Origin of the sequence: Bartonella sp. JB63, from assembly GCF_002022665.1 — a bacterium.
In the GTDB taxonomy this organism is placed as follows: Bacteria; Pseudomonadota; Alphaproteobacteria; order Rhizobiales; family Rhizobiaceae; genus Bartonella.
Genome location: NZ_CP019788.1, coordinates 1,330,591 through 1,357,447, shown reverse-complemented (window position 1 = coordinate 1,357,447; position 26,857 = coordinate 1,330,591). Strand labels below are relative to the sequence as shown.

Below are 26,857 nucleotides of genomic sequence, written 5' to 3'. Positions count from 1 at the left end.
TTTGAATGATAAATCGGATAACCAACAATACAAGCACAAGAGAACATTTTCTTTTTGTAATTTATTACTAAATTAGCCGTCAATAATTCCTAAATGACGTAATTTAGTTAATAAAGGTAGTAAAGGTAAACCAACAATAGTAAAAAAGTCGCCTTCAATTTTTTCAAAAAGGTGGATTCCTTCTCCCTCAATCTGATAGATTCCTATGCTTCTTAAAATATCTGTTCCTATACGTGTTAAATAACTTTCAATGAACTTTGACGAAAGAGGACGTACTGTCATATAAGCACTAAAAACTTCAGACCAAATTTTTTCACCATTTTGAACTAAAGCAATAGCGCTATGAAGAGAATGCTTTTTTCCTGATAACATATATAAACGTTGACGTGCTTCTTGATCATTTTTTACTTTATGAAAAACTTGACCTTCAAAATCAAGGACTTGATCACAACCAATAACTAATGCATTAGGAAAACGGTCGGAAACATTTTTCGCTTTCATATTTGCAAGAAAGCAACAGAGTTCTTCAGGAGTTTTTATCTTTGCTTTTTTTTCTATTTTCCTTTCATCAAAGGAAGCTCCTTCAATAGAAAATTTTAAACCAGCTCTCTTTAACAATTGGGCGCGATAGGGACTAAGAGATGCTAATATTAATAATTTTTCTATCATATTTTCTTTTTTTCCCTTCACTAAATTGCGATAAAAGTTCAAAAACCGCCGCAGCTGTCTCTTCAATAGAACGCCTTGTAACATCAATAATAGGCCACCCAAAACGTTCACAAATACGTTTTGTATAAATAAGTTCTTCTGCTATTCTAATACGATCAGTATAACTCTCAATAGCAAAATCATTTCCTAAATCTCTGTTTTCACGAATATGTGAAATTCTTTCAGCTGAAGCAATAAAACCGACAATTAAAGCGTTGCTTGCCTCAAAAAGAGTCTGAGGTAAATCAATTCCTTTAACAAGAGGAACATTAGCAGTTTTGATTCCACGATTTGCTAAATAAATACTTGTTGGTGTTTTAGAAGTCCTTGAAATACCTATAAGAATTACGTCTGCATCTATTAAACTATCAGGAGATTGTCCATCATCATGTTCTATTGTGAAATCTAAAGCTTTAATACGACGAAAATAATCCGCATTAAGTTCATGCTGTGCACTTGCACGTAAATTTTTAGGTATTCCAAGATAAGATTGAAAGGCATTTAGAATAGGATCTAATATATCAACACAAGGAACAGAGATTTTTATACATGCTTCATCAATCAGCTGTTTAATTTCTTTATCGACAATCGTGTAAAGAACAATACCTGGTTCTTGCTGTATATCATTAAGAACTCTCTGCAGCTGAATTTTACTGCGAATCATTGGATAAATATGTTCTATTGCCTGTCTTATTTTATATTGCGATGCTATAGCTCTTCCAGCAGAAATGAGTGTTTCTCCCGTTGCATCAGAAATCATATGCAAATGGAAGGATTTTTTTTTAACCACAGAAAATTTAACTCCTTGTTAATAAATGTATATAAAACTCCTAAAATTTTAAAAGAAATTTAAATTTAGACGGAATTTATTATTATTATGCACAAATTCAAAAAGAGTAATAAACAAATTTTGTCTATGGAAAAAAACAAGGATAATACTCTATAAAAGTTTATTATTATTTCTTTGTTCTTTGTTGATAAAACTGAGGATAAATAATAATTCACGTTAAACACAGGTTTAAATAAGAAAAAATAATTTAAAAATTAAATTATTTTATATATGAAAAATAATAAAATAAAAAATAGCAATACTTTTATAAATGATATATAAGAGCTTTTATGTTTTATCAGAGTAAAAATGAATTTAGATAAATGCTATAAATATAGAAATTCACTTTTATTCTTATTAAAAAGGAAATTAAGTAACTTCTAAAATCTCATAGAGATCCTTAAAAGAGGATAAATCTGTTATTATTTCTTTAATATTAATGATTAATCGATACATATAGAAGCAAATTATTAAGAGCAATGCTTGCAGTTCAAAAGAGTTAAGTGTATAATTTTATTTAAAGGAATGTTCTTTTCCCTAAAATTTTCTAAAAATAATTCTCCCCATTAATCAAAAGAGCATATTTTATGCAAGAAATGAAATTACAAGAACTCAAAAGTAAGAATCCAGTTGAACTCGTCTCTTTTGCTGAAACATTAGAAGTCGAAAATGCTTCGTTAATGCGTAAACAAGAGTTGATGTTTGCTATTTTAAAAAAACTTACTTTGCAAAATGTAGAAATCATAGGGGAAGGTGTTGTTGAAGTATTACAAGATGGATTCGGATTTCTTCGATCTGCTGATGCTAATTATCTTCCAGGACCAGATGATATTTATCTTTCACCAACACAAATACAAAGTTTTTCATTAAAAACAGGAGATACTGTTGAGGGTCCTATACGAGGTCCAAAAGAAGGAGAGCGTTATTTTGCTCTTCTTAAAGTTAACACGATTAACTTTGAAGATCCTGAAAAAATTCGTTACAAAATTCATTTTGATAATCTTACTCCCCTTTACTCAAATGAGCGTTTCCAAATGGAAGTACAAGATCCTACAGATAAGGATATGTCGTCACGGGTAATCGATTTGATATCTCCACTAGGAAAAGGTCAAAGAGGATTGATTGTTGCACCTCCACGAACAGGAAAAACAGTTCTATTACAAAATATTGCTCATTCTATTACGACGAATCACCCTGAATGTTATCTTATTGTTTTATTAATAGATGAGCGTCCAGAAGAAGTTACTGATATGCAACGTTCTGTGAAAGGAGAAGTTGTTTCTTCTACCTTTGATGAACCAGCAATACGTCACGTACAAGTAGCTGAAATGGTTATTGAAAAAGCTAAAAGATTAGTTGAATATGGACGTGATGTAGTTATTCTTCTTGATTCAATTACACGTCTTGGACGTGCATATAATACTGTTGTTCCTTCATCAGGAAAAGTTTTAACGGGTGGTGTTGATGCAAATGCTTTACAACGTCCTAAACGCTTTTTTGGTGCAGCTCGTAATATTGAAGAAGGAGGATCTCTAACTATTATAGCAACAGCTTTAATTGATACAGGAAGCCGTATGGATGAGGTTATTTTTGAAGAGTTTAAAGGAACTGGTAATTCAGAAATCGTTCTTGATCGTAAAGTTGCTGATAAGCGTACTTTCCCAGCTATGGATATTTTGAAATCAGGAACACGTAAAGAAGATCTTTTAGTAGCTCGTCAGGATTTACATAAGATTTTTGTTCTTCGTCGTATATTAGCACCTATGAGTGTAACAGATGCGATAGAATTTTTAATTGATAAATTAAAACAAACAAAAAATAATAGTGAATTTTTTGATTCAATGAATACGTAGATTTTTATTTTTAATTAGGATTAATCCTGTGGATACAATCTTTGCTGTTTCAAGTGGATTGTTGCCTTCAGGGGTTGCAATTGTTCGACTTTCTGGTCCTCGTGTTAAGAATATTGTAAAGACACTTTGTGGTTGTTTACCTAAAGCGCGATTGATGCATTACGGGGATCTTATTGCTCGTGATGGAAGCTTTTTAGATTCTGCTCTAACTGTTTTTTTTCCTGCACCTCATAGTTTTACAGGAGAGGACTGTGCAGAATTTCACTTACATGGAAGTAAGGCTGTTGTTAATCGCTTTCTTGATGAGTTGATCACATTTGAAGAATGTCGCCTTGCAGAGGCGGGAGAGTTTTCGCGTCGAGCATTTATTGAAGGTAAATTAGATTTAATTCAAGCAGAAAGCCTTGCTGATTTAATTCAAGCAGAAACGGAAAGTCAGCGGCGTTTAGCGATTATGGGGACGAGTGGTACTTTAACAAAACTTTATCGTGATTGGCGCCGCAGACTTATGACAGCACGTGCTTTAATAGAAGCAGAACTAGATTTCTCTGATGAAAATGATGTTCCTGATTCAGTATCTGATAAAATTTGGCAAGACATAGAGAAACTTTATCATTCACTATGCGAGCATATTTCTGCAGGGGAGCGTGCAAGTATTTTACGTGATGGAATTAGAATTGTTATAGCAGGTGCTCCAAATTCTGGAAAATCAAGTATTATTAATCGTCTTTCCGGAAGATCTGTTGCTATTGTATCAGAAGAAGAAGGAACAACACGTGATGCTTTAGAAGTTAGGTTAGTATTTGGTGGTTTACTTGTTTTTTTTACAGATACTGCTGGTTTAAGAGAAACAGAAAATAAGATTGAACTACTGGGAATAGAAACTGCAAAACAACATGTTATGGAAGCTGACTTAGTTATTATTGTTTATGATATGAATAATCCTCAGGAGGTTAATTTACCAAAAACTTCAGCTGAAATTTGGCATGTAGGTAATAAACTGGATCTTTGTAAAGGGGATAAAACACTTTGGCCAATACAATTTTCTACATTAAGTGGTTTAAATTTTGAATATTTTATAAAAGAGATTGAATTATTCTGTTCACGCCGTTTTACCGAAATTGGAAATGCTGTCCCAGCAAGAAAAAGGCAACTTCAATTATTGAAGGAAACTGCAGAAGAAATTAATTTATCAGTAAATTCTAACTCCCTTGATTTAAGTTTACGTGCCGAACATCTCCGTCGAGCGAGTCATTCACTTGGACGAATTACAGGTGATATTGATGTTGAAGATTTACTTGATATTATTTTTTCACAATTTTGTGTTGGTAAATAATGATTCACGTGAAACATTTCAATTTGTCTATAATTATTTGATAGACAGATCTATAAGATCATGTATTTTATATTCTGTTTCATGTTAATTTTAAAATTAATTCTTTGTGGAATGAATTAAATGCAATCATATGATGTCATTGTTATAGGAGGTGGACACGCTGGTTGTGAAGCAGCTTCAGCTTCGGCACGTGTTGGAGCACGAACAGCACTTGTTACATATCAAATATCAACACTTGGAACTATGTCATGTAATCCGGCTATTGGTGGACTTGGAAAAGGGCATTTGGTTCGTGAAATAGATGCTTTAGATGGTTTAATGGGACAAGCAGCAGATGCTGCTGGAATTCAGTTTAGACTTCTTAATAGACGAAAGGGACCAGCAGTAAGAGGTCCACGTACACAAGCTGATAGACAATTGTATAAAAATAAAATTCAACAACTTTTACAGAAGCAAGATAACTTAGTTCTTATTGAAGATGAGGTTATTGATCTAATTGTTAAAAATGGTCGTGTCTCAGGTGTATTTTTAAAAAAACAAGGAAATATTTATTCTAGTGCTGTTGTTCTAACTACAGGTACGTTTTTGCGTGGACTTATTCATATTGGCAATAAAACATGGTCTGCTGGTCGCATGGGTGAACAATCAAGCATACAACTTGCTGAACGCTTAAAAAATTATGGTGTAAATCTTGGACGATTAAAAACAGGAACACCTGCTCGCCTTAGAAAAAAAACGATTTCTTGGAATAAACTTCTCAAACAACAGGCAGATAAAGAACCTGTTCCATTTTCTTTTTTAACAGAAAAAATTGAGCAACCTCAAATTGAATGTGCAATAACACGAACAAACGAAAGAACTCATCAAATTATTCGTGAAAATATTCATAAATCAGCTTTATATTCTGGAGCTATTGAAGGATTAGGACCACGATATTGTCCTTCAATTGAAGATAAAATTATTAAATTTGGTGATCGTGATGGTCATCAAGTTTTTCTAGAACCTGAGGGATTAGATAATGATACAATTTATCCAAATGGTATTTCTACATCTCTTCCTGAAGATATACAAATCTCTTTTTTGAGAACGATTGAAGGATTAGAAAATGTCGAAATTTTACAACCTGGCTATGCAATTGAATATGACTTTGTTGATCCTAGGCAACTTTCAAAAAATCTAGAATTACGATCTTTACCAGGTTTATTTTTTGCAGGACAAATCAATGGGACAACAGGATATGAAGAGGCTGCAGCTCAAGGTCTTTTAGCTGGGTTAAATGCTGCACGTCAGGTCGGTGGATTAGAAGAAATTATTTTAAGTCGTTCTATAGCTTATATTGGTGTTATGATAGATGATTTAATTTCACGGGGTGTTCATGAACCTTATCGAATGTTTACATCTCGCGCTGAATTTCGTTTATCACTTCGAGCTGATAATGCTGATGCTCGCTTAACACCTTTAGCTCAACAATGGGGAATTATTAGCCAGACTCGTTGGAATTTTTATCAAGAGAAACAACAGCGTCTTGATCAAGCACGTTTAATGTGTCAAAAGCTTTTTTTAACCCCTAACGAAGCATTTATTCATGGATTGCAAATTAATAATGATGGAATTAGGCGTTCTGCTTATGATCTTTTAGCACGTCCTCATATGAATGTAGCACGTCTTGCACATTTTTGGCCACAATTACATTCAATTGATTCCAAAACAGTTGAAGCTTTAGAAATTGAAGCGCAGTATGCAGTCTATTTAGAAAGACAAGCACGAGATATTATAACTCTTCAGAGAGATGAATGTTTAGAAATTCCTTCTTCTCTTAATTTTCAAGAAATTTCAGGCCTTTCGAATGAATTAAAAACAAAAATTCAACAAATATCACCGCGGTCAATTGCTGATGCAAAGAAAATTGATGGTATGACACCGGCAGCGTTATCGCTAATCCTTACATATATTCAACGTCAACAACGTAAAAAAGCAAAATTAGCTTGATGGTTATTTCTGTAGAACAAAAATATCAGTATATTTTAGAAATAATACCTTCTGTTTCACGTGAAACGATGAAACATTTAATACAATTTGAATCTCTAGTGATTCAATGGAATACACATATTAATCTAGTATCTGCTGCAACAATACCAGTTTTATGGACACGTCATATTTTAGATTCTGCACAAATTTATCCTTTAAAAAGTCAATCTCTAAACTGGTGTGATTTTGGATCAGGAGGAGGTTTTCCCGCGATTGTTATTGCTATTTTTCTTAGAGAAAAAAAAGGCGGACATATTGATTTAGTCGAAAGTAATGGAAAAAAAGCAGCTTTCTTACGAAATGTTATTGCACAACTTAAACTTCCAGCAACAGTCCATCATTGTAGAATCGAAGATGTATATCAAAAAATAAAAGCTCCGGATGTTCTGACAGCAAGAGGTTTAGCTTCATTAGACATTCTTTTAGAGCTTATGTCACCTTGGTCAACACAAAAAACAATTGCTCTTTTGCAAAAAGGTCGGGATTACATTAAAGAAATAAAAAATGCTACTGCCAATTGGCACTTTGATCTGCTAAAACATGAAAGTAAAATTGATGAAAATTCTGTTATTTTAGAAATTTCTCGTGTTCAATCATGTAAAAAGGGTAAAACAAAATGAGCGAAACACGAATTATAGCTATTGCAAACCAAAAAGGTGGGGTAGGTAAAACAACGACGACGATTAACCTTGCAACAGCTTTAGCTGCTATTGGTGAAAATATTCTTATTATGGATATTGATCCACAAGGAAATGCAAGTACAGGATTGGGAATTGACCGTAATAGTCGTCCTTTATCATCTTATGATGTTTTGGTTTCTGGAATCTCAGTTGCAGAAGCTGCTTTGAAAACTGCTGTCCCTAATCTGCATATTGTTCCGTCTACACTTGATTTATTAGGCATTGAAATGGAAATTGCTTCTTCACAAGATCGTATTCAACGATTACGTAAGGCTCTTTGTCATGATTCAAAAATAGCCAAAAAATTTAATTACATTTTGATTGATTGTCCCCCTTCTCTTAACCTTTTGACGTTAAATGCTATGGGAGCAGCAAATTCTGTTTTAGTTCCAATGCAATGTGAATTTTTAGCTCTTGAAGGTTTAAGCCAATTACTTGAAACTGTGAAAAAAGTACGGTCTATTTTAAACACATCTTTAGAAATTCAGGGTATTGTTTTAACAATGTATGATGGACGGAATAATCTTTCAAATCAAGTTGTTGAAGATGTTCGCTCTTTTATGGGAGAAAAAGTTTATCGTACTGTTATTCCACGTAATGTACGTGTGTCTGAAGCTCCTTCTTTTGGCAAACCAGTACTGCTTTATGATCTCAAATGCGCTGGTAGCCAAGCTTATCTTCGGTTGGCGTCGGAAGTTATTCAACGTGAAAAGCAAGCACAAGCTGCAGCTTAGTTAGAAAGTGTAAGAAAAATAATTTTAAAAATTTTAAAGAGAAAAATTATGAATAATGATCAATCAAAAAAAAGACTAGGACGCGGGTTAGCAGCATTGATTGGGGATATCAACTTAAATGGCAATCCTGCATATTCAGCAAGTTTTGATAAATTCACGTCGAAGCCTAGTGTTGCTTCTATAGGCTCTGAAAGATTTGTTCCTATTGAATTTATTTCTCGTAATCCAAATAATCCAAGACGCCAGTTTACTGATCCGGAACTTGATGATTTAGTGCAATCAATTCGTCAACATGGTATTGTTCAACCCATAATCGTTAGACCTTCTCATATTCATCCTAACCAATTTCAACTAATTGCTGGTGAAAGAAGATGGCGGGCTGCACAACGAGCTAATTTAAGTGAATTGCCCGTTATTATTCGCGATGTAGACGATAAAACTGCTTTGGAATTAGCAATTATTGAAAATGTTCAACGAACTGATCTTAATCCTATTGAAGAAGGAATAGGATATGAGCTTTTGTTAAATGAACATGGATATACTCAAGCAGATTTAGCAGAAATTATTGGAAAAAGTCGTAGTCACGTAACGAATACTCTTCGCTTGTTAAAATTACCACAAAAAGTGCAACAACTTTTAACAGATGGTCAGATTTCAGCCGGTCATGCACGTTGCCTTGTTACTGTTGAAAATCCACAAGAATTAGCTGAAAAGATTATTCGTGAAGGACTCTCTGTACGCCAGACAGAAATACTCGCACATAAATATGGAATTTCTAAGATTAGAAAACAAATTCCAATCAAAAAAGATATAGAAACACAATCCTTAGAGAAATTACTTACTGATGTGATCGGAATGAAAGTTATCATTCGACATGGTAAGAAAGGTGGTAATTTGAAGATCCATTATTCCTCATTAGAGCAGTTAGATGATATTTGTCGACGTTTGCAAAGCTGATCTAAAAAATAAATTCAATTGTATATTTAAAACTAAGTTTCAAATTTTTCTATTTTAAAAGAGGGTGTTATCTATAAATAAAGTTAAAAATAATCTCTTCTTTTACGGATTTCAGCAAAGACTTCTTCATCTGTCGCGTTTTCCATTGCGAGATTTTTTCTTAAAATAGTATCGTCCCAACGAAGAAATGGATTTATGGCTTTTTCTTGTCCTAAAGTCGTTGGTAAGGTCATAGCATTTTGCGCGTGTAACAAAAAAACCTCTTCTACTCTTTTATGAAGTTTTCTATTTTGTGGGTCAATAGTCAATGAAAAAAGAGCGTTTTTTTTAGTATATTCATGTCCGCAATAAAAGATTGTTTCATCAGGAAGTTGACGGAGTTTTTTTAAAGAGGTTAACATTTGTAAATGTGTCCCTTCAAAAAGACGTCCACAACCGAGTGAAAAAAGCGTATCTCCAGTAAATAATAAATTAGCTTGAGGAAAATAATAAGATAATGCTCCTAATGTATGGCCAGGTGTTGAAAAGGCAGTAAGAGTATATGTACCAAAACAAAAATTTTCATTAGATTGAAATGTATGATCAAGAGGAGCAATTTTTTTTCTTTCTGCTTCTGGTCCAATAATCACAGCATTATAGACTTGTTTTAATTCTGCAAGTGCTTCTACATGATCATGATGATGATGTGTGACAAAAATAAATTGAAGTGTCCAGTTTCGCCGATTTAGAATGTTTTGAATTGCTTTGCCTTCAGGGGCATCAATAGCAGCCGTATAACCGCTTTTTTCATCATGAATGATAATACCAAAATTATCTTTTCGACAGATAAATTGTTCAATTAACATTTCTCTTCTCAACAGTGTATGTTAAATTTAGAAGCAATTCGTGGTGATAAATTCGCAATGTGAAGCAGGATTATTAATCTTTTTTTGTTAAATTTTTTGAATGTTTGATGATAAGGGGCATTTGTGTCAGCATAAATAGAAATGTTATAGGCATAACACCAAATACTTTAAAATTAGTCCAAAAATTGTCGTTAAAATTACGCCAAATGATTTCATTTAAAATAGCAAGAAAAGCAAAAAAATATGCCCAACGATAAGTAAGTTTATTCCATCCACATTCGTCAATTTTCAAACCGGAATCAAAAACATAACGCAAAAGTGGTTTTTTTAAAAATAACCCACTAAATAAAATAAAAGAAAATAGGCCATTAATGATAGTAGGCTTCATTTTAATAAAAGTATCATTGTGAAGCCAAAGAGTTAAAAAACCAAAAACAAGGATGAATATTCCTGAAATAAGTGGAATTATAGGAATTACACGAGCAAGAAACCATGATAAGCTTAAGGCAATAATGATTGCTATCATAAAAAGAGCTGTTGCAGGAAAGATAGGTTTATCAAAGCCTTTAAAAAATTCGATATTATTTATCAACCATTCACCTTTATAATTAGCAAGGAAAAAAACAATTAATGGTCCCATCTCTAAAAGAAATTTAAGAAGTGGCAAAGAAAGTGTTTTTTGATTGTTATCGTTTTTTTTCAAATCAGGGTCATTATATGAATTATGTTCAAAAAGAGAAAATTTCATGTGTGTTTTCCTATAATAGCTTCGGCAAAATCAGATGCAGAAAAAGGCTCGAGATCCTCAACATTTTCTCCTATACTAATAAAATGAACAGGCAGTTTATGTTTAGATGCAATGGCAACAAGAATTCCCCCTCGCGCAGTACCATCAAGTTTTGTCATAACTAAGCCATTTACACCAGCAATATCACGAAAAATATTCACTTGGTTGAGTGCATTTTGTCCTGTGGTTGCGTCAAGTGTTTGAAGAATCGTATGAGGTGCTTGAGGATTATGTTTACCCAAGACACGAATAATTTTTGCTAATTCATCCATTAATTCAATTTTATTTTGCAAACGTCCTGCTGTGTCAATAAGTAAAACATCACAGCCTTCTTTTTTAGCTTTTTCATAAGCATCAAAAGCTAAGCTTGCAGCATCTGCACCAAGCTTGGTTGAAATAACAGGAGCTTTTGTACGTTCACCCCAAATATGTAATTGCTCAATAGCTGCAGCGCGAAACGTATCTCCAGCGACAAGCATAACTTTTAGACCTCCTGCAGTTAGTTTAGCAGCTAATTTTCCAATAGTTGTGGTTTTTCCAGTTCCATTTACACCAACTAATAAAATAACATGAGGTTTATGATTAAGGTCGATTTCCAATGGAAAAGCAACTGGTTCGAGCACTTTTTTGATTTCATTAGTCACAATAGTATAAATGTCTTTTGGAGATAAATTTTTTTCATAACGACCAGTAGCTAATATATCAATAATACATGTTGTTGTTTCTATACCAAGATCTGCTTGAATGAGAATATCTTCTAATTCTTGTAGTGTGTTTTCATCGAGTTTTTTTTTGATAAAAAGCGTACTAATTGAATCACTTAATTGTTGTGAAGAAAGAGATAATCCTTGTTTAAGACGTTCAAACCATGCCGCGTTTTTTTGTTCAACAGTTGAGGTAGATAAAGGCTCTTTAATTTTTTTTTCTATAATCGTATCAGCAACGATCACTTTACGAGAGGATTCTTCAGGAGATTCGATGAATGTTGTCTCTTGTATTTTCTTTTGTTCTCGTTCTTCCCTTTTTACGTCTTTAGAATAATATTTGGTTTTTGTATTTTCACTTTTATCTTCATTTTGTTTTTCCTCATTGAGTTTTTGCTTTTTTTTAATTGTTTTTTCTTTAGATGTATTAAAAGAGAGTATTTTTTTGATAAAAGACTTTTTCATGAGGATTTTCTCACTTAGGCTGCATTTGATTCAGGAAGTGTGGCAATTAATTTATTTCCGTCGTGATCAATAATGAAAGCTTTAATAATTGTTCCAGCTTTAGCACCTTTAATTTGTGTAAGCGTATAATCTTCGGTCCTTCCAATATCGTCTCTTTCAACAAGAATTGTTTGTTGGCTATTTTTTAGATGAAAAAGATGTTTTTGGTAAGCTTTTTCGCCCTCTTTACGTAATTTTTCTGCACGAATTTTGATTATTTCACGGTTAATTTGTGGCATACGCGCAGCAGGTGTTCCCTCCCTTGGGCTGAAGGGGAATACATGGAGATGTGTCAAGCCACATTCATTAATTAAAGTCAAACTATTTTGAAACATTTCTTCTGTTTCAGTCGGAAAACCAGCAATCAAGTCGGCACCATAAACCATTGTAGGACGCTTAGCGCGTAAGTTTTGACAAAATTGAATTGCATTTTCACGCAAATGCCGTCGTTTCATCCTTTTTAAAATCATATTATCACCGGCTTGTAAGGATAAATGCAAATGTGGCATTATTCTTTTTTCATATGCTAAAAGATTAATTAATTCTTGATCTGCTTCAATAGAATCAATGGATGAAAGACGCAATCGTGGCAAATCAGGAATATGGTGTAAAACGGTTGAAATTAATTTTCCTAAAGTGATTTTTCCAGGTAAATCAAGGCCATAGCTTGTGAGGTCTACACCTGTTAAAACGATTTCTTGAATACCATTACCTACAAGCTGTTTAATTTGTTCAATAATGATGCCCATGGGGACTGAGCGTGATGGTCCACGGCTATAAGGGATGATGCAAAATGTACAACGATGATCGCATCCATTTTGCACTTGGACGAAAGCACGTGTGCGTCCTTCTAATGCATTAATCATATGCGGAGCAATTTTATGGACTTCCATAATATTATTAACGCGGAGTTTTTCATCATGATTAATGCCGAAGTCAGGAAGTTGACGATAGGAATGAGCATGAAGTTTTTCCTCATTGCCTAAGATCAGATCGACTTCTTTCATAAGAGAAAAACTTTTTCCTTCTATTTGTGCTGCACATCCGGTAACAATAATGCGCGCATTAGGATTTTCTCGTTTAGCTTTTCGAATTGCTTGTTTAGCTTGTCTTACAGCTTCAGCAGTGACTGCACAGGTATTAAAAATAATCGCACTGTCTTTAATTTCATCAAGACCAGCAGCAGTACTTTCTTTACGTATGATTTCCGATTCATAACTATTGAGTCGACAACCAAAGGTCACAATTTCTATTGTCATTAAAAAGAATCCTTTTTGTAGTCCCCCGTTAAAGGGCTTAAAAGACCACTAAATTCATATTCTACTGGGCCTGTCATTATGATATAATCATCTTCTCGATAAAGAATGGAAAGATTTCCTCCCGGTAAATTAACATTAATACAGCGTTCTGTTAATCCACGTCGATAGGCAGCTACTGCACTAGCGCAAGCAGCACTACCACATGCTTTTGTTAATCCTACTCCACGCTCCCATGTTCTTAAAATTAAGCTGTTCCTTGATGTTACAAAAGCAATGGAAATATTACACCGTTCTGAAAAAAGCGGATCATGTTCGAGTTTAGGGCCGTATTTTTCTAGAGGAATATGCTGGATATTGTATTCAACGAAAAAAATAGCATGAAGATTTCCAATAGAAACAAGAAAAGCATCTTTTAAAGGTCCGGCAGTTATTTCTACGTGACTGGTATCAGGTATTTCATAGGCAAGAGGCATGTTTTTTGCGTCAAAATTTGGGCACCCCATGTTAACAGAGATCAGACCATTGGCTTGACGTTTACCTTCAACAATACCAGAAGGTGTTTCTAATTGAAAACTTTCACCAAGATTATGATTCGTCAGCCATTCAATAACGCAACGTGTACCATTACCACAAGCTTTTGCTTTTGAACCATCAGCATTCCAGATTTCAATACGAAAGTCAGTTCCATTTTTGGTTGACGGATGAATCGTCATAATTTGATCAAAATACGTTTTTGGCTTTTTAGCTAAAGCAAGAATTGCTTGCAGTGTAATATTATGTTTGCTTTCACGCATATCAGCAACAATAATTTTGTTTCCAAGACCGTTCATTTTGCTAAATGGGGTTTTCATAAGATTTCTTTATTTTTTGTGCAAAGGTAAGTTTGGTAAAGAAATATAATGGCTGAAAATTTTCTAAATTACCAGTATTGATATAAATAAAATAAGCGGTAGTGAATATTATTATTCAAAATGAACAATTTTCATCATGATCGCATGTTTTTTTGTTATGTTTTTCTTATTTTATTAATTTATCTTTGTAAAATGGTGTATTTACATAAAATATGCCCACTTAAGTTTTTTGAGTAAGCTTTTTATTTTCATAAGAAAGAGTGAAGATATGATATTTTCAAAAATTTCATTTTCCGTTGCATTATCAATTATAGCTATCTTAAGTGGTTGTTCAACCTCAAGGTTTGGTAAAAGTGATGGAAACAACATAGCGGAAGTTTTTTATCCTGTTCAGCAAGTGTTAGAACCTAAAGCATCTGATACATTAAAGTCTGAGATGTTAAGTTCCTCAGATTATGAAAAGGAATACACTCAAAATGATGTGCAGTTAACTAACTTTGAAACACCAAACGATGCGATTGATTTATTATCCACGAGTATTGCTGGTGTATGGAACATCTCTATTGGCGGTAAATCTTGCCGAATAGCAACTCCACGAACAAAATTTGGTTCAGGGTATCGTGCTAGCCCTTTAAATTGTCCAAGAATATTTGCTAAAGTTAATTCATGGGCTGTTAAGGAGAAAAAATTATATTTTTATGATAAATCTGGAAGTGTTGTTGCGGTTCTTTATTCTTTCGGAAGAGATTATTTGGAAGGGCGTACGCTGGATAATCAACAAATTATTTTAGATCGCTCATTCTAAACTACTTATTGAAACGGGAAATATATACACAAATTTGCATTATTTAATCACGAAATGATGCAAAAAAGAAGCGTTTCTGTCTATAAAATTTGTATTTTTTCAGAATGATTTGAAAAAAGGATATTTGGATGGTTTTAGTTTCGATGCGCTATGAAGAACTTGTTTCTAAGGGAGAAATTAGTTTTGATGCAGCTCAATGGAATTTAACAAAACATTTTGATGATTTATTACAAGAAATTTCAGCACAAAAGATTTCTCGGCCTTGGACATTCTGGCATTTTTTTAAGAAACAAAAGTACTCTTATGTTTCAAAACAATATAGTGCTGATGATTTAGTTCAGGGACTGTACATTTATGGTGAGGTCGGGCGAGGTAAAACCATGCTCATGGATTTATTTTTCTCTTGTTTGCCAGAAGGTAATAAAAAACGCGCTCATTTTAATGATTTTATGGCTGATGTACATGAACGTATTAATGAACATCGACAAGCATTTAGAAATGAAAAATCCAAGAAAAATGATCCTATTTTAGTAGTTGCAGAAAATCTTGCACGAGAAACCCGTGTGCTTTGTTTTGATGAATTTAGTGTAACAGATATTGCGGATGCTATGGTGCTCGGTCGTCTTGTTTCCGCTTTATTTAATCAAGGAGTAATTTTTGTTGCTACTTCAAATGTCGCTCCTGATAATCTTTATTACAATGGTTTGAATCGAGAACTCTTTATGCCTTTCATTCAAATTTTAAAAACACGAGTCTTTGTTATTAATCTTGATGCAAAGACAGATTATCGCCTTGAGAAATCAAATCCACAAAATATGTTTATAACTCCATTGGGGCAAGCTGCAGATGAAAGCATGGATCATGCATGGACATTAGTTTTACAAGGCCAAAAAGAAACATCTGATAATATATCTGTGAAGGGGCGTTCTATTCATGTTCCACGTTTTGGTGCAGGATGTGCACGCTTTAATTATCAGGATCTTTGTGCAAAGCCTTTAGCAGCAGTTGATTATTTAGCGTTAGGGGAGAATTACCATACGATTTTTATTGATCACGTTCCTGTTATGGATGATGCACGTCGCAATGAAACTAAACGGTTCATTTTGCTTATTGATATTCTTTATGAACGCCACATAAGACTTTTTATATCCGCGGAAGCAGAACTTGAGCAGTTATATAAAGGGCAGGCACAAACAACAGAAACATTTGAGTTTCGAAGAACGCAATCACGTCTATTTGAAATGCAAAGCCAAGATTATCTCAATATTTGGGCAGAACAATTTTTAAAGAAATAAATGAATCTTTACTTTACCTTTACGTAATCTGCTAAAATAATAACCCATTGAATTTAAAAATGTTGTAATAATTCTGTTGTATTTTTTTTTAATTCATCTTATCGATATGATTGTAGTTCAATCACTAACTTTAATATTTTAGAGAAGAGTTTCTAGCAATGAAAAAAAATTTAGTGAACCTTGATCATCTTGTTCCTAGGCGGTCTTATTAAAAGTGGGATTAGATTTAAGTGAAAATATTTAATCTGTAGCATGGGGAGTTTTGCGCTTAGTATTAAAGAAGAGGAAGTGAAAATGGCACGGAAGAAAATAGCTTTAGTTGGCTCAGGTATGATTGGTGGTACTTTAGCGCATTTAATAGGGCTCAAGGAGCTTGGAGACGTCGTTTTATTTGATATTGCAGAGGGATTGCCGCAGGGTAAAGCTTTGGATATAGCAGAATCATCGTCGGTTGAAAGTTTTGATATAAATTTAGCAGGGACCAATACTTATGAAGCCATTGTAAATGCGGATGTTGTTATTGTAACAGCAGGTGTTGCACGTAAACCTGGTATGAGTCGCGATGACCTTTTAGCTATTAATTTAAAGGTTATGAAACAAGTTGGTACGGGAATTAAGAAATATGCACCTTCAGCATTTGTAATCTGTGTTACGAATCCTCTTGATGTAATGGTATGGGCATTGCAGAAGTTTTCTGGTCTTCCAACACAAAAAGTTATTGGTATGGCTGGTATTCTTGATTCTGCACGTTTTCGTTATTTCTTGTCTGAAGAATTTAAAGTTTCTGTTAAAGATGTTACGGCATTTGTTTTGGGAGGCCATGGTGATTCGATGGTTCCTTTGACCCGTTATTCCACTGTTGCTGGTATTTCTTTGCTCGATCTTGTGAAAATGGGTTGGACAACACAAGAGAAGCTTGACCAAATTATTCAACGTACAAGGGATGGAGGGGCAGAAGTTGTGAATTTGTTAAAAACGGGTTCTGCTTTTTATGCTCCAGCCTCTTCTGCTATTGTGATGGCTGAAGCTTATTTAAAAGATACTAAACGTGTTGTTCCTGTTGCTGCTTACCTTTCAGGTGAATATGGTGTTAAGGACATGTATGTTGGCGTTCCTGTTGTTGTTGGCGCTGGTGGTGTTGAACGAGTCATTGAAATTGATCTTAACGACAATGAAAAAGCTGCTTTTGAAAAATCAGTAAATTCAGTGTACGAGCTTTGTAAAGCATGTGTTGCTATCGAACCTAATCTTGGATAATTCGATGATTTAAAAGAGTGTTTGCTAGGTAAAGATAGTTACCTTAAGTGTTTTAAGGATCGATTTAGTGATCCGTAGAAGAAAAGGGAAAATAAATGAATATCCATGAGTATCAGGCCAAACGTTTGCTTCATGAGTATGGTGCGCCAATAGCGAATGGTGTTGCTGTTTATTCTGTAGAACAAGCTGAAAAATGGGTGAAAAAATTACCTGGACCACTTTATGTAGTTAAGAGTCAAATTCATGCTGGAGGCCGTGGAAAGGGGAAGTTTAAAGAACTTAGTCCTGATTCAAAAGGTGGTGTTCGGATTGCAAAATCAGTTGAAGAAGTTGTTGTTAATGTAAAAGAAATGCTTGGTAAAACTTTGATAACTAAGCAAACAGGTCCAGAAGGTAAACAGGTTAATCGCCTTTATATTGAGGATGGTGCTGATATTGAACAGGAGCTGTATCTTTCACTTTTAGTTGATCGTACAGTTGGTCAAGTTGCTTTCGTTGTATCGACAGAGGGGGGGATGGATATTGAAATGGTTGCTGAAGAGACACCCGAAAAAATACTCACTCTTCCTATCGATCCTATGAAAGGCGTTACTTCTAATGATTGCACGAAGCTTTGTGATGCATTAAGATTATGTGATAATGCACGTAAAGATGGCGAAAAACTATTTCCGATACTCTATAAGGCTTTTTGTGAAAAAGATATGAGTCTTCTTGAAATCAATCCACTGATTGTAATGGATAATGGCCGTTTACGTGCTCTTGATGCGAAAGTCTCTTTCGATAATAATGCTTTATTTAGACATCCAGATATTTTGGAATTACGTGACATTTCAGAAGAAGATCCAAAAGAAATTGAAGCGTCAAAACATGATCTTGCTTATGTCGCTCTTGATGGGACGATTGGCTGTATGGTGAATGGTGCTGGTCTTGCTATGGCAACAATGGATATCATTAAATTTTATGGAGCTGAGCCAGCGAATTTTCTTGATGTTGGTGGTGGTGCTTCAAAGGAGAAAGTAACTGCCGCTTTTAAAATTATTACAGCTGACCCAAATGTTAAAGGCATTTTAGTTAATATTTTTGGTGGGATTATGCGTTGCGATATTATCGCTGAAGGTGTGATTACTGCTGTTAAAGAAGTTGGTTTAAAAGTTCCTTTGGTTGTTCGCCTTGAAGGTACTAATGTTGAACAGGGTAAAGCAATTATCAGTGAAAGTGGTTTGAACGTTATTTCGGCTGGTGATTTAGATGATGCTGCTCAAAAAATTGTTGCAGTAGTGAAGGGAGCTTAAGCCATGTCGATTCTTGTTAATAAGGATACAAAAGTTCTTGTTCAAGGCCTTACAGGGAAAACGGGAACGTTTCATACAGAACAAGCGCTTGCTTACCATAGTACACAAATGGTTGGTGGCATTAATCCCAAAAAGGGCGGAGAAACATGGAAGGGATCAAAGGGTGAAACTCTTCCAATTTTTGCTAGTGCTGTGGAAGGTAAAGAAAAGACTGGAGCTAATGCTTCGGTTATTTATGTTCCTCCTGTAGCAGCTGCTGATGCCATTATAGAGGCTATTGACGCTGAGATCGGTTTAATTGTCTGTATTACAGAAGGTATACCGGTTATGGATATGGTTAAGATTAAAGCTAAATTAAAGAAATCGAAATCGCGCTTAATTGGTCCTAATTGTCCAGGTATTCTTACTCCTAATGAGTGTAAAATTGGTATCATGCCAGGTTCTATTTTCAGGAAAGGTTCTGTTGGAGTTGTGTCGAGGTCAGGAACTCTAACGTATGAAGCGGTTTTTCAAACGAGTCATGAAGGACTTGGACAGACGACAGCTATTGGTATTGGAGGTGATCCTGTTAAAGGTACTGAATTTATTGATATATTGGAAATGTTTTTAGCTGATGATGAAACTGAATCTATTGTTATGATTGGTGAGATTGGTGGTTCTGCTGAAGAAGAAGCTGCACAGTTTTTAAGGGATGAAGCAAAGAAGGGTCGCAAGAAACCAATGGTTGGTTTTATTGCTGGTCGTACAGCTCCTCCAGGACGGACAATGGGACATGCTGGTGCAGTGATTTCTGGTGGTAAAGGTGGTGCAGAAGATAAAATTGCAGCAATGGAAGCAGCAGGAATTCGGGTTTCTCCTTCACCATCACAAATAGGCGAAACTTTAGTTGCAGTGTTGAGGGGTTAAAAGAAGATTTTATCTGAATGAATATTAAGCATTAAGATAAAATATGAATTATAAGAATAAAAGCTTTTTTGCAATTTTTCGATTCTTATTTTAAAAATAAGGCGGATATATTAAGGAGACGGAACAGGGTTCCGGAAAAGATGTATGGCAAGGCAGGATGAGAAAAATGATCTTTTTACACAAACATCATTTTTGTATGGTGGAAATGCGGATTATATAGATCAACTTTATGCCGAATATAAAAAAAATCCTACTAATGTTGATCCACAGTGGTGTAATTTTTTTGAAACCTTTCAAGATAATAAGGAAGATGTGATCAAAAATGCTGAAGGAGCAACATGGCAACGGGATCATTGGCCATTAAGGGAAAGTGGAGAGTTAGTTTCTGCTTTAGATAATGATTGGTCTGCTCTTGAGAAGCATTTTGGCGATAAATTAAAAGAAAAAGCAGCAGTTAATGCTGCACAAAATGGAAAGACATCTAGCAAAGAAGATATTATTCAAGCAACACGTGATTCTGTTCATGCACTTATGATGATTCGTGCTTTTAGAGCTCGAGGACATCTTCATGCACAGCTTGATCCGCTTCAACTGGCTGAAAATCGAGAAGATTATAAAGAATTATCTCCAGAAGCCTATGGTTTTAGTCCTGCTGATTATGAACGTCCGATCTTTATTGATAATGTTTTGGGATTAGAGTATGCAACTATCCCGCAGATGCTTGAAATTCTTAATCGTACGTATTGTTCGACGATCGGTGTGGAGTATATGCATATTTCAGATCCTGCTCAAAAAGCATGGATTCAAGAACGTATTGAGGGTCCAGATAAACAAATTGCTTTCACACAAAAGGGTAAAAAAGCTATCCTCAACAAGCTTATAGAGGCAGAAGGCTTTGAGCAATTTTTAGATACAAAATATAAGGGGACAAAACGTTTTGGGCTTGATGGGGGTGAGGCACTTATCCCAGCTCTTGAACAGATTATTAAGCGTGGTGGTGCTTTAGGGGTTCAGGAAATAGTTTTAGGAATGGCTCACCGTGGTCGTTTAAATGTTCTCTCTCAAGTTCTTGAAAAATCACATCGAGCTATTTTTCATGAATTTAAGGGTGGTTCTTATAAACCGGATGATGTGGAAGGATCAGGTGATGTAAAGTATCATTTGGGCACTTCTGCTGACCGTGAATTTGATGGTAAAAAGGTTCATTTGTCGCTTTTGCCTAATCCATCTCATCTTGAGATTGTTGATCCAGTTGTTATTGGAAAAGCACGCGCTAAGCAAGATCAGCTTGTTGGTCCTGAGCGTACTGAGGTTATTTCGTTAAGTGAACGTTCAAAAGTCATGCCGCTTCTTATTCATGGTGATGCAGCTTTTTCAGGACAAGGCGTTATTCAGGAAACATTTGGTCTTTCAGATCTGAGAGGTTACCGTGTTGCGGGTTCGATACATGTAATTATCAATAATCAAATCGGATTTACAACTAATCCACGCTTTTCACGTTCGTCACCTTATCCATCAGATGTAGCGAAAATGATCGATGCGCCAATTTTTCATGTGAATGGAGATGATCCTGAAGCTGTCATTTTTGTAGCAAAAGTAGCAACAGAATTCCGTCAAATCTTTCATAAACCGGTGGTAATTGATATGTTTTGCTATCGTCGTTATGGGCACAATGAAGGCGATGAACCTTCCTTTACACAGCCGCTTATGTATAAAGCGATTCGTAATCACAAAACGATTGTCCAGCTTTATAGTGACCAGCTAATAGCAGAAGGAGTGGTTGACCCTCAAGAATTTGAACAAAAGAAAAAAGCGTGGCGTGATAAGCTTGAAAATGAATTTGAAGCCAGCGCTTCTTATAAACCCAATAAGGCTGATTGGCTTGATGGAAGCTGGACAGGTCTTAAGGCTGCCAGTAATAGTGATGAGCAGCGCTGTGGAACGACAGGCATTGAATTGAAAACTTTAAAGGAGATTGGAAAAAAACTTGTCGAAATTCCGTCAGATTTTCATATACATAGAACGATTCAGCGGTTTTTAAATAATCGTGCTCAAATGTTTGAAACTGGTGAGAGCATTGATTGGGCAACAGCTGAAGCTTTAGCTTTTGGTTCTTTATGTTTGGAAGGAGCACCGGTTCGCCTTTCTGGTGAAGATGTTGAGCGTGGGACCTTTTCGCAACGTCATGCAGTTCTTTATGATCAAGAAAATGAAGCCCGTTATATCCCTTTAAATAATTTACAAAAGGGACAAGCTATTTATGAAGTTGTAAATTCCATGCTTTCCGAAGAAGCTGTTCTTGGTTTTGAGTATGGATATTCACTAGCTGAGCCACGTGGTTTAACACTTTGGGAGGCGCAATTTGGTGATTTTTCTAATGGTGCACAGGTCATTTTTGATCAATTTATTTCATCTGCTGAGCGTAAATGGCTTCGTATGTCTGGTCTCGTGTGTTTATTACCTCATGGTTTTGAAGGACAAGGGCCAGAGCACTCTTCAGCACGTTTAGAGCGTTTTCTGCAACTGTGTGCAGAGGATAATATGCAAGTTGCAAATTGTACAACTCCTGCGAATTATTTTCATATTTTGCGTCGCCAGATTAGACGTGATTTCCGTAAACCATTGATTCTAATGACGCCAAAATCACTTTTGCGCCATAAACGAGCGGTTTCTTTTTTAAGTGAAATGGGACCAGAAACAAATTTTCATCGTTTATTGCTTGATGATGCAGAATGTCTCAAAACCTCTATGATTGAATTACAAAAAGACAGTAAGATTCGTCGTGTTGTTCTTTGTACAGGTAAAGTTTATTATGATCTTTATGAAGAACGTGAAAAGAGAGGAATTGATAATGTTTATTTGTTACGTGTTGAACAACTTTATCCTTTTCCAGCAAAAGCTCTGGTGAATGTATTATCGCGTTTTTTAAAGGCTGAAATTGTTTGGTGCCAAGAAGAGCCAAAAAATATGGGTGCTTGGTCATTTATTGAGCCTTATTTAGAATGGGTTCTGATTCATATTCGTGCACGTTATTCACGTGCGCGTTATGCTGGGCGTTCTGCAAGTGCGTCGCCTGCGACTGGTTTAATGTCGAAACATCTTGAACAGCTTGCCGCGTTTCTTGAAGACGCGTTGGGTTCTTAATTCATTATTACTCTGACGTATGGAAAAATATTATGGCTACTGAAATCCGTGTTCCTACTTTGGGCGAATCAGTTACTGAGGCAACAATTGGCAAATGGTTTAAGAAAATTGGTGAAGCCGTGGCTATGGATGAGCCTTTGGTTGAGTTAGAAACTGATAAGGTAACAGTTGAGGTTCCTTCTCCTGTTGCCGGAAAGTTATCTGAAATCATTACAAAGGAAGGTGATACAGTTGAAGTGAATGCTCTCTTAGGGATAGTTGAAGAGGGAATTAATATCTCTGCGTCAGCTGCATCGCCTTCTGTTACACCTACACCTGCTTCTGTGACAACGTCTCTATCAGCTTCCTCTTTAGGAGAAAGGATGCCTCCTGCACCTTCAGCAACAAAGTTAATGGCTGAAAATAATATAGAGAAAAGCGATATTTCAGGTTCTGGAAAGCGTGGACAGATTCTCAAAGGAGATGTTCTTGATGTTTTAGCACAAAAAGAAAAAACATTGGCTTCTGTTTCTTCTGCTGCATCTGTAAATGCAATGCACGAAGAGCGAGTTCGTATGACAAAATTACGCCAGACAATTGCACATCGTCTTAAAGATGCACAAAATACAGCAGCAATGTTAACCACATTTAATGAAGTTGACATGTCTACTGTGATGGATTTGCGTAAACGTTACAAAGATCTTTTTGAAAAGAAGCATGGTGTTAAGCTTGGCTTTATGGGCTTTTTTACCAAAGCTGTTTGCCACGCGTTAAAAGAGCTTCCTGCTGTTAATGCGGAAATTGATGGAACAGACATTGTTTATAAAAATTATGTTAATGCTGGAATTGCTGTTGGAACAGACAAAGGACTTGTTGTTCCGGTTGTTCGTAATGCAGATCAAATGTCAATTGCAGAGATTGAAAAAGAAATTGGTCGTTTAGGACGTCTTGCTCGTGATGGAAAATTGACGGTTGCTGATATGTTGGGTGGAACATTCACTATTACTAATGGTGGTATTTATGGATCATTAATGTCAACACCGATTTTGAATGCACCGCAATCTGGTATTTTGGGAATGCATGCGATTAAAGAACGTGCGATGGTGGTTGGAGGACAAATTGTAATTCGTCCAATGATGTATTTAGCGCTTTCTTATGATCATCGTATTGTAGATGGCCAAGAAGCTGTTACTTTCCTTGTGCGTGTTAAAGAAAGTTTGGAAGATCCGGAACGTCTTGTTCTTGATTTATAAAAACACAGTTTTTAAGATGAAAGGGAAGACAGATGTCTTATGATGTTGTTGTGATTGGAGCTGGTCCAGGTGGTTATGTGGCAGCAATAAAAGCTACTCAATTGGGTCTCAAAACTGCGGTTATTGAAAAACGTGCAACATTGGGGGGTACGTGTCTTAATATTGGCTGTATTCCTTCTAAAGCATTGTTACATGCCTCAGAATTATTTGCTGAGGCGCAGCATGGTTTTGAAACGCTAGGTATTTCTATTTCTCAAGCTAAGCTTGATCTTGATAAAATGATGGCACATAAAAAAGCTGTTGTAACGGCTAATACAAGTGGTATTTCTTTTTTGATGAAAAAAAATAAAATTGATATTTTTCATGGCACTGCAAAAATTTTAGGTGCAGGTCAGATTGAAATTTTTGCTAAAGATGGTAATCAAAAAAATATTGCAACAAAGAATATTATTATCGCTACAGGTTCAGATGTATCAGGTATTCCAGGTATGAATGTTAAAATCGATGAAAAAGTGATTGTGTCTTCTACAGGAGCGCTTGCTCTTGAAAAAGTTCCTACACGCATGGTGGTTATTGGTGCGGGTGTTATCGGCTCAGAGCTTGGTTCGGTGTGGAGTCGTTTAGGCGCTAAAGTTACTATTGTGGAGTTTCTTGATAAAGTTTTAGGATCCATGGATAGTGAAGTTTCACGGCAATTTCAAAAGTTAATGGAGAAACAAGGGATTGAATATAAGCTTGGTGCAAAGGTAACAGCAGTTACTCAGTATGACTCGGTTGCTAAGGTAACTTTTGAAGCTGTTCAAGGTGGTGGAGCAGAAACTTTAGAGGCTGATGTTGTTTTGATTGCAACAGGACGTTCTCCGTATACGGGTAGGCTTGGTTTAGCAGAGGCAGGTGTTCAGATGGATGAGCGCGGTTTTATTAAAATAGATGCACATTGGCAAACCAATATTCCAGGAATTTACGCAATTGGTGATGTTGTCAAAGGTCCAATGTTGGCCCATAAAGCTGAAGAGGAAGGTGTTGCAGTGGCTGAAATTTTAGCTGGTCAAAAAGGCCATGTTAATTTTGATGTCATTCCTAGTGTTGTTTATACACAGCCGGAAATCGCTAGTGTAGGTAAAACAGAAGAAGAACTTAAATCTGCAGGTATTAACTATAAAGTTGGAAAGTTTCCTTTTATGGCAAATGGTCGTGCCCGCGCAATGCAAAAAAACGATGGATTTGTTAAAATTCTTGCTGATAAAAAGACAGATCAAGTTTTAGGTGCACATATTCTTGGGTTTGGTGCTGGTGAAATGATCCATGAAGTTGCAGTTCTGATGGAATTTGGTGGTTCATCAGAGGATTTAGGTCGTTGTTGTCATGCCCATCCTACCTTATCGGAAGCAGTGCGGGAAGCAGCTTTAGCAGCATTTTCTAAACCTCTTCATACCTAAAATTATTTTTTAACAGGGTTCCATAGTGCTTTTTGAAAGCAGAATGAGAGAGCTTTTTTGCACTGATACCTTTATATTTTGGTAAAACCGCCTTTTTAAAAGACAGTTTTATTGTATTTCGGTTATATGAGTAAATTAAAACTGTAATTTTTATCTTTCTGCTGTTCTCTTACATAGGTTGGAAGTCCCATATGATCGAGATATTTTAGGAAAGGATGTGGTGGTAGTTCTTCTACATTCACCATCGTTTTAACATCCCATGAGCCAATAGCAATAAGAATAGCAGCAGCAGCAGCAGGTACTCCAGCTGTATAAGAAATTCCCTGTGCACCAGTTTCATTAAAAGCTTGTTTGTGATCAGCTATATTATAGATAAAAACTTCTTTTGAATTTCCATTTTTTGTACCTTTAAAAAAATTTCCAATACAAGTTTTTCCTTTATAATTTGGTGCTAAAGAGGCTGGATCAGGTAAAACAGCTTTCACAACTTTCAAAGGAACAACTTCTTGACCTTCTGCTGTTCTGATAGGCTGTTCGGATAAGAGTCCAAGATTTTTGAGAACGGTAAAGACAGTAATGTAATGTTCACTGAAACCCATCCAAAAACGAATATTGGGAACATCAAGATTTTTGGATAAGGAATGTATTTCATCGTGTCCTGTCATGTAAGCCTTTTGTTTTCCAACAACCGGTAAATCCCATTCATGACTAATTTCAAACATTTGGTTAGAAGTCCATTGTTTATTTTGCCATGACCACACTTGTCCTGTGAATTCCCGAAAGTTAATTTCTGGATCAAAATTTGTGGCAAACCAACGTCCATGACTTCCGGCATTGATATCAATAATATCAATATCGGTAATTGTATCGAAATAACTATCGCGTGCTAATGCTGCATAAGCATTAACAACACCAGGATCAAAACCTGCTCCTAAAATAGCAGTGATACCAGCTTTTTCGCATTCCTGACGTCTGGGCCATTCATAATTGCCATACCAAGGGGGTGTTTCACAAATTTTCAAAGGGTCTTCATGAATCGCTGTATCGATATAAGCGCATTTGGTTTCAATACAAGCTGAAAGAACAGACATATTAAGAAAAGAGGAACCAACATTGATAACGATTTCGCATTTTGTCTTTTGAATAAGTTTGATAATTTTTTCAACATCCATTGCATTGAGTGCATGACTTTTGATAATGCCTTCCACCTTTGTAGCTTTTTTTTCTTGAATGGAAGCAATGATTGCGTCACATTTTTTTTGTGTTCGTGAAGCGATATGAATTTCACCAAGAAGATCATTGTTTTGGGCACATTTATGAGCAACAACTTGTGCAACACCGCCAGCACCAATAATGAGAACGTTTTTTTTCATTTTGGATTCATCTCCTTTTAATACTGCTGCATGATGATT

Annotated in this window: 22 protein-coding genes; 14 read left to right on the top strand and 8 right to left on the bottom strand. The window is 35.5% G+C overall.

Translation table 11 applies throughout. The features are described from left to right. Positions 1-72 precede the first annotated feature (72 nt). A complete protein-coding gene (locus BJB63x_RS05960; protein ID WP_078719674.1) occupies positions 73-669 on the bottom strand; it encodes a Maf family nucleotide pyrophosphatase in 597 nt (198 codons plus the stop codon). Continuing rightward, positions 635-1,498 (bottom strand): pyruvate, water dikinase regulatory protein, encoded by an 864-nt coding sequence (locus BJB63x_RS05955; RefSeq protein ID WP_078719403.1) that lies wholly within the window; start codon positions 1,496-1,498, stop codon positions 635-637. Before BJB63x_RS05955 ends, BJB63x_RS05960 begins: the two co-directional genes overlap by 35 nt. 626 nt (positions 1,499-2,124) lie before the next feature. Here BJB63x_RS05955 and rho point away from each other — a divergent pair. The 6 genes from rho to BJB63x_RS05925 all read left to right on the top strand — a co-directional run bounded on the left by rho (position 2,125) and on the right by BJB63x_RS05925 (position 9,125). Further along, the gene (gene rho / locus BJB63x_RS05950) at positions 2,125-3,390 is read left to right on the top strand and encodes a transcription termination factor Rho (RefSeq protein WP_078719402.1); all 1,266 of its coding nucleotides are present in this window, start codon (positions 2,125-2,127) and stop codon (positions 3,388-3,390) included. A gap of 28 nt (positions 3,391-3,418) precedes the next feature. Further along, positions 3,419-4,726, top strand: a complete 1,308-nt coding sequence (mnmE, locus tag BJB63x_RS05945) for a tRNA uridine-5-carboxymethylaminomethyl(34) synthesis GTPase MnmE (protein WP_078719401.1) — start codon at positions 3,419-3,421, stop codon at positions 4,724-4,726. Between the two features lie 120 nt (positions 4,727-4,846). After that, positions 4,847-6,715: a tRNA uridine-5-carboxymethylaminomethyl(34) synthesis enzyme MnmG gene (gene mnmG / locus BJB63x_RS05940; RefSeq protein ID WP_078719400.1), complete on the top strand. Its 1,869-nt coding sequence runs from the start codon at positions 4,847-4,849 to the stop codon at positions 6,713-6,715. Beyond that, positions 6,715-7,374: a 16S rRNA (guanine(527)-N(7))-methyltransferase RsmG gene (gene rsmG, locus BJB63x_RS05935; protein WP_078719399.1), complete on the top strand. Its 660-nt coding sequence runs from the start codon at positions 6,715-6,717 to the stop codon at positions 7,372-7,374. The genes mnmG and rsmG overlap by 1 nt, the downstream gene beginning before the upstream one ends. Then, positions 7,371-8,168, top strand: coding sequence for a ParA family protein (locus BJB63x_RS05930; protein ID WP_078719398.1), 798 nt, complete (start codon positions 7,371-7,373; stop codon positions 8,166-8,168). The genes rsmG and BJB63x_RS05930 overlap by 4 nt, the downstream gene beginning before the upstream one ends. Before the next feature lie 48 nt (positions 8,169-8,216). Next, positions 8,217-9,125: a ParB/RepB/Spo0J family partition protein gene (locus BJB63x_RS05925; RefSeq protein ID WP_078719397.1), complete on the top strand. Its 909-nt coding sequence runs from the start codon at positions 8,217-8,219 to the stop codon at positions 9,123-9,125. 83 nt (positions 9,126-9,208) lie between these two features. Here the strand turns inward: BJB63x_RS05925 and gloB are convergent, their stop codons facing one another. The 5 genes from gloB to dapF form a co-directional block, all read right to left on the bottom strand. Continuing rightward, a complete protein-coding gene (gene gloB, locus BJB63x_RS05920) occupies positions 9,209-9,970 on the bottom strand; it encodes a hydroxyacylglutathione hydrolase (protein WP_078719396.1) in 762 nt (253 codons plus the stop codon). A 73-nt stretch (positions 9,971-10,043) separates the two neighbouring features. Beyond that, positions 10,044-10,718: a septation protein A gene (locus tag BJB63x_RS05915; protein WP_078719395.1), complete on the bottom strand. Its 675-nt coding sequence runs from the start codon at positions 10,716-10,718 to the stop codon at positions 10,044-10,046. Continuing rightward, complete coding sequence (gene ftsY, locus BJB63x_RS05910; protein WP_078719394.1) at positions 10,715-11,926, bottom strand: signal recognition particle-docking protein FtsY; 1,212 nt, start codon at positions 11,924-11,926, stop codon at positions 10,715-10,717. Before ftsY ends, BJB63x_RS05915 begins: the two co-directional genes overlap by 4 nt. Positions 11,927-11,940: 14 nt before the next feature. Continuing rightward, positions 11,941-13,224 carry a tRNA (N(6)-L-threonylcarbamoyladenosine(37)-C(2))-methylthiotransferase MtaB gene (gene mtaB / locus BJB63x_RS05905; RefSeq protein WP_078719393.1) on the bottom strand — a complete coding sequence of 428 codons (1,284 nt, stop codon included), beginning with the start codon at positions 13,222-13,224 and terminating at the stop codon, positions 11,941-11,943. Continuing rightward, complete coding sequence (gene dapF / locus BJB63x_RS05900; protein ID WP_078719392.1) at positions 13,224-14,075, bottom strand: diaminopimelate epimerase; 852 nt, start codon at positions 14,073-14,075, stop codon at positions 13,224-13,226. Before dapF ends, mtaB begins: the two co-directional genes overlap by 1 nt. Positions 14,076-14,343: 268 nt before the next feature. Here dapF and BJB63x_RS05895 point away from each other — a divergent pair, with 268 nt between their 5' ends. The 8 genes from BJB63x_RS05895 (at position 14,344) to lpdA (ending at position 25,445) form a co-directional block, all read left to right on the top strand. Then, positions 14,344-14,880, top strand: coding sequence for an AprI/Inh family metalloprotease inhibitor (locus BJB63x_RS05895; RefSeq protein ID WP_078719391.1), 537 nt, complete (start codon positions 14,344-14,346; stop codon positions 14,878-14,880). Positions 14,881-15,008: 128 nt separating this feature from the next. Beyond that, positions 15,009-16,175 (top strand): cell division protein ZapE, encoded by a 1,167-nt coding sequence (gene zapE, locus BJB63x_RS05890; protein ID WP_078719390.1) that lies wholly within the window; start codon positions 15,009-15,011, stop codon positions 16,173-16,175. Positions 16,176-16,469: 294 nt separating this feature from the next. Beyond that, the gene (gene mdh, locus BJB63x_RS05885; protein WP_078719581.1) at positions 16,470-17,432 is read left to right on the top strand and encodes a malate dehydrogenase; all 963 of its coding nucleotides are present in this window, start codon (positions 16,470-16,472) and stop codon (positions 17,430-17,432) included. Positions 17,433-17,527: 95 nt separating this feature from the next. Beyond that, the gene (gene sucC / locus BJB63x_RS05880; RefSeq protein WP_078719389.1) at positions 17,528-18,724 is read left to right on the top strand and encodes an ADP-forming succinate--CoA ligase subunit beta; all 1,197 of its coding nucleotides are present in this window, start codon (positions 17,528-17,530) and stop codon (positions 18,722-18,724) included. A 3-nt stretch (positions 18,725-18,727) separates the two neighbouring features. Further along, entirely contained in the window at positions 18,728-19,630 is a 903-nt protein-coding gene (gene sucD, locus BJB63x_RS05875; RefSeq protein WP_078719388.1) for a succinate--CoA ligase subunit alpha, read from the top strand. Positions 19,631-19,774: 144 nt separating this feature from the next. Then, positions 19,775-22,774 carry a 2-oxoglutarate dehydrogenase E1 component gene (locus BJB63x_RS05870; RefSeq protein WP_078719387.1) on the top strand — a complete coding sequence of 1,000 codons (3,000 nt, stop codon included), beginning with the start codon at positions 19,775-19,777 and terminating at the stop codon, positions 22,772-22,774. 32 nt (positions 22,775-22,806) lie between these two features. Continuing rightward, positions 22,807-24,006, top strand: a complete 1,200-nt coding sequence (gene odhB / locus BJB63x_RS05865; protein WP_078719386.1) for a 2-oxoglutarate dehydrogenase complex dihydrolipoyllysine-residue succinyltransferase — start codon at positions 22,807-22,809, stop codon at positions 24,004-24,006. 32 nt (positions 24,007-24,038) lie between these two features. Beyond that, complete coding sequence (gene lpdA / locus BJB63x_RS05860) at positions 24,039-25,445, top strand: dihydrolipoyl dehydrogenase (RefSeq protein ID WP_078719385.1); 1,407 nt, start codon at positions 24,039-24,041, stop codon at positions 25,443-25,445. 122 nt (positions 25,446-25,567) lie between these two features. Here lpdA and BJB63x_RS05855 read toward each other — a convergent pair whose 3' ends face one another. Next, entirely contained in the window at positions 25,568-26,818 is a 1,251-nt protein-coding gene (locus BJB63x_RS05855) for a saccharopine dehydrogenase family protein (protein ID WP_078719673.1), read from the bottom strand. Positions 26,819-26,857: the final 39 nt, after the last annotated feature.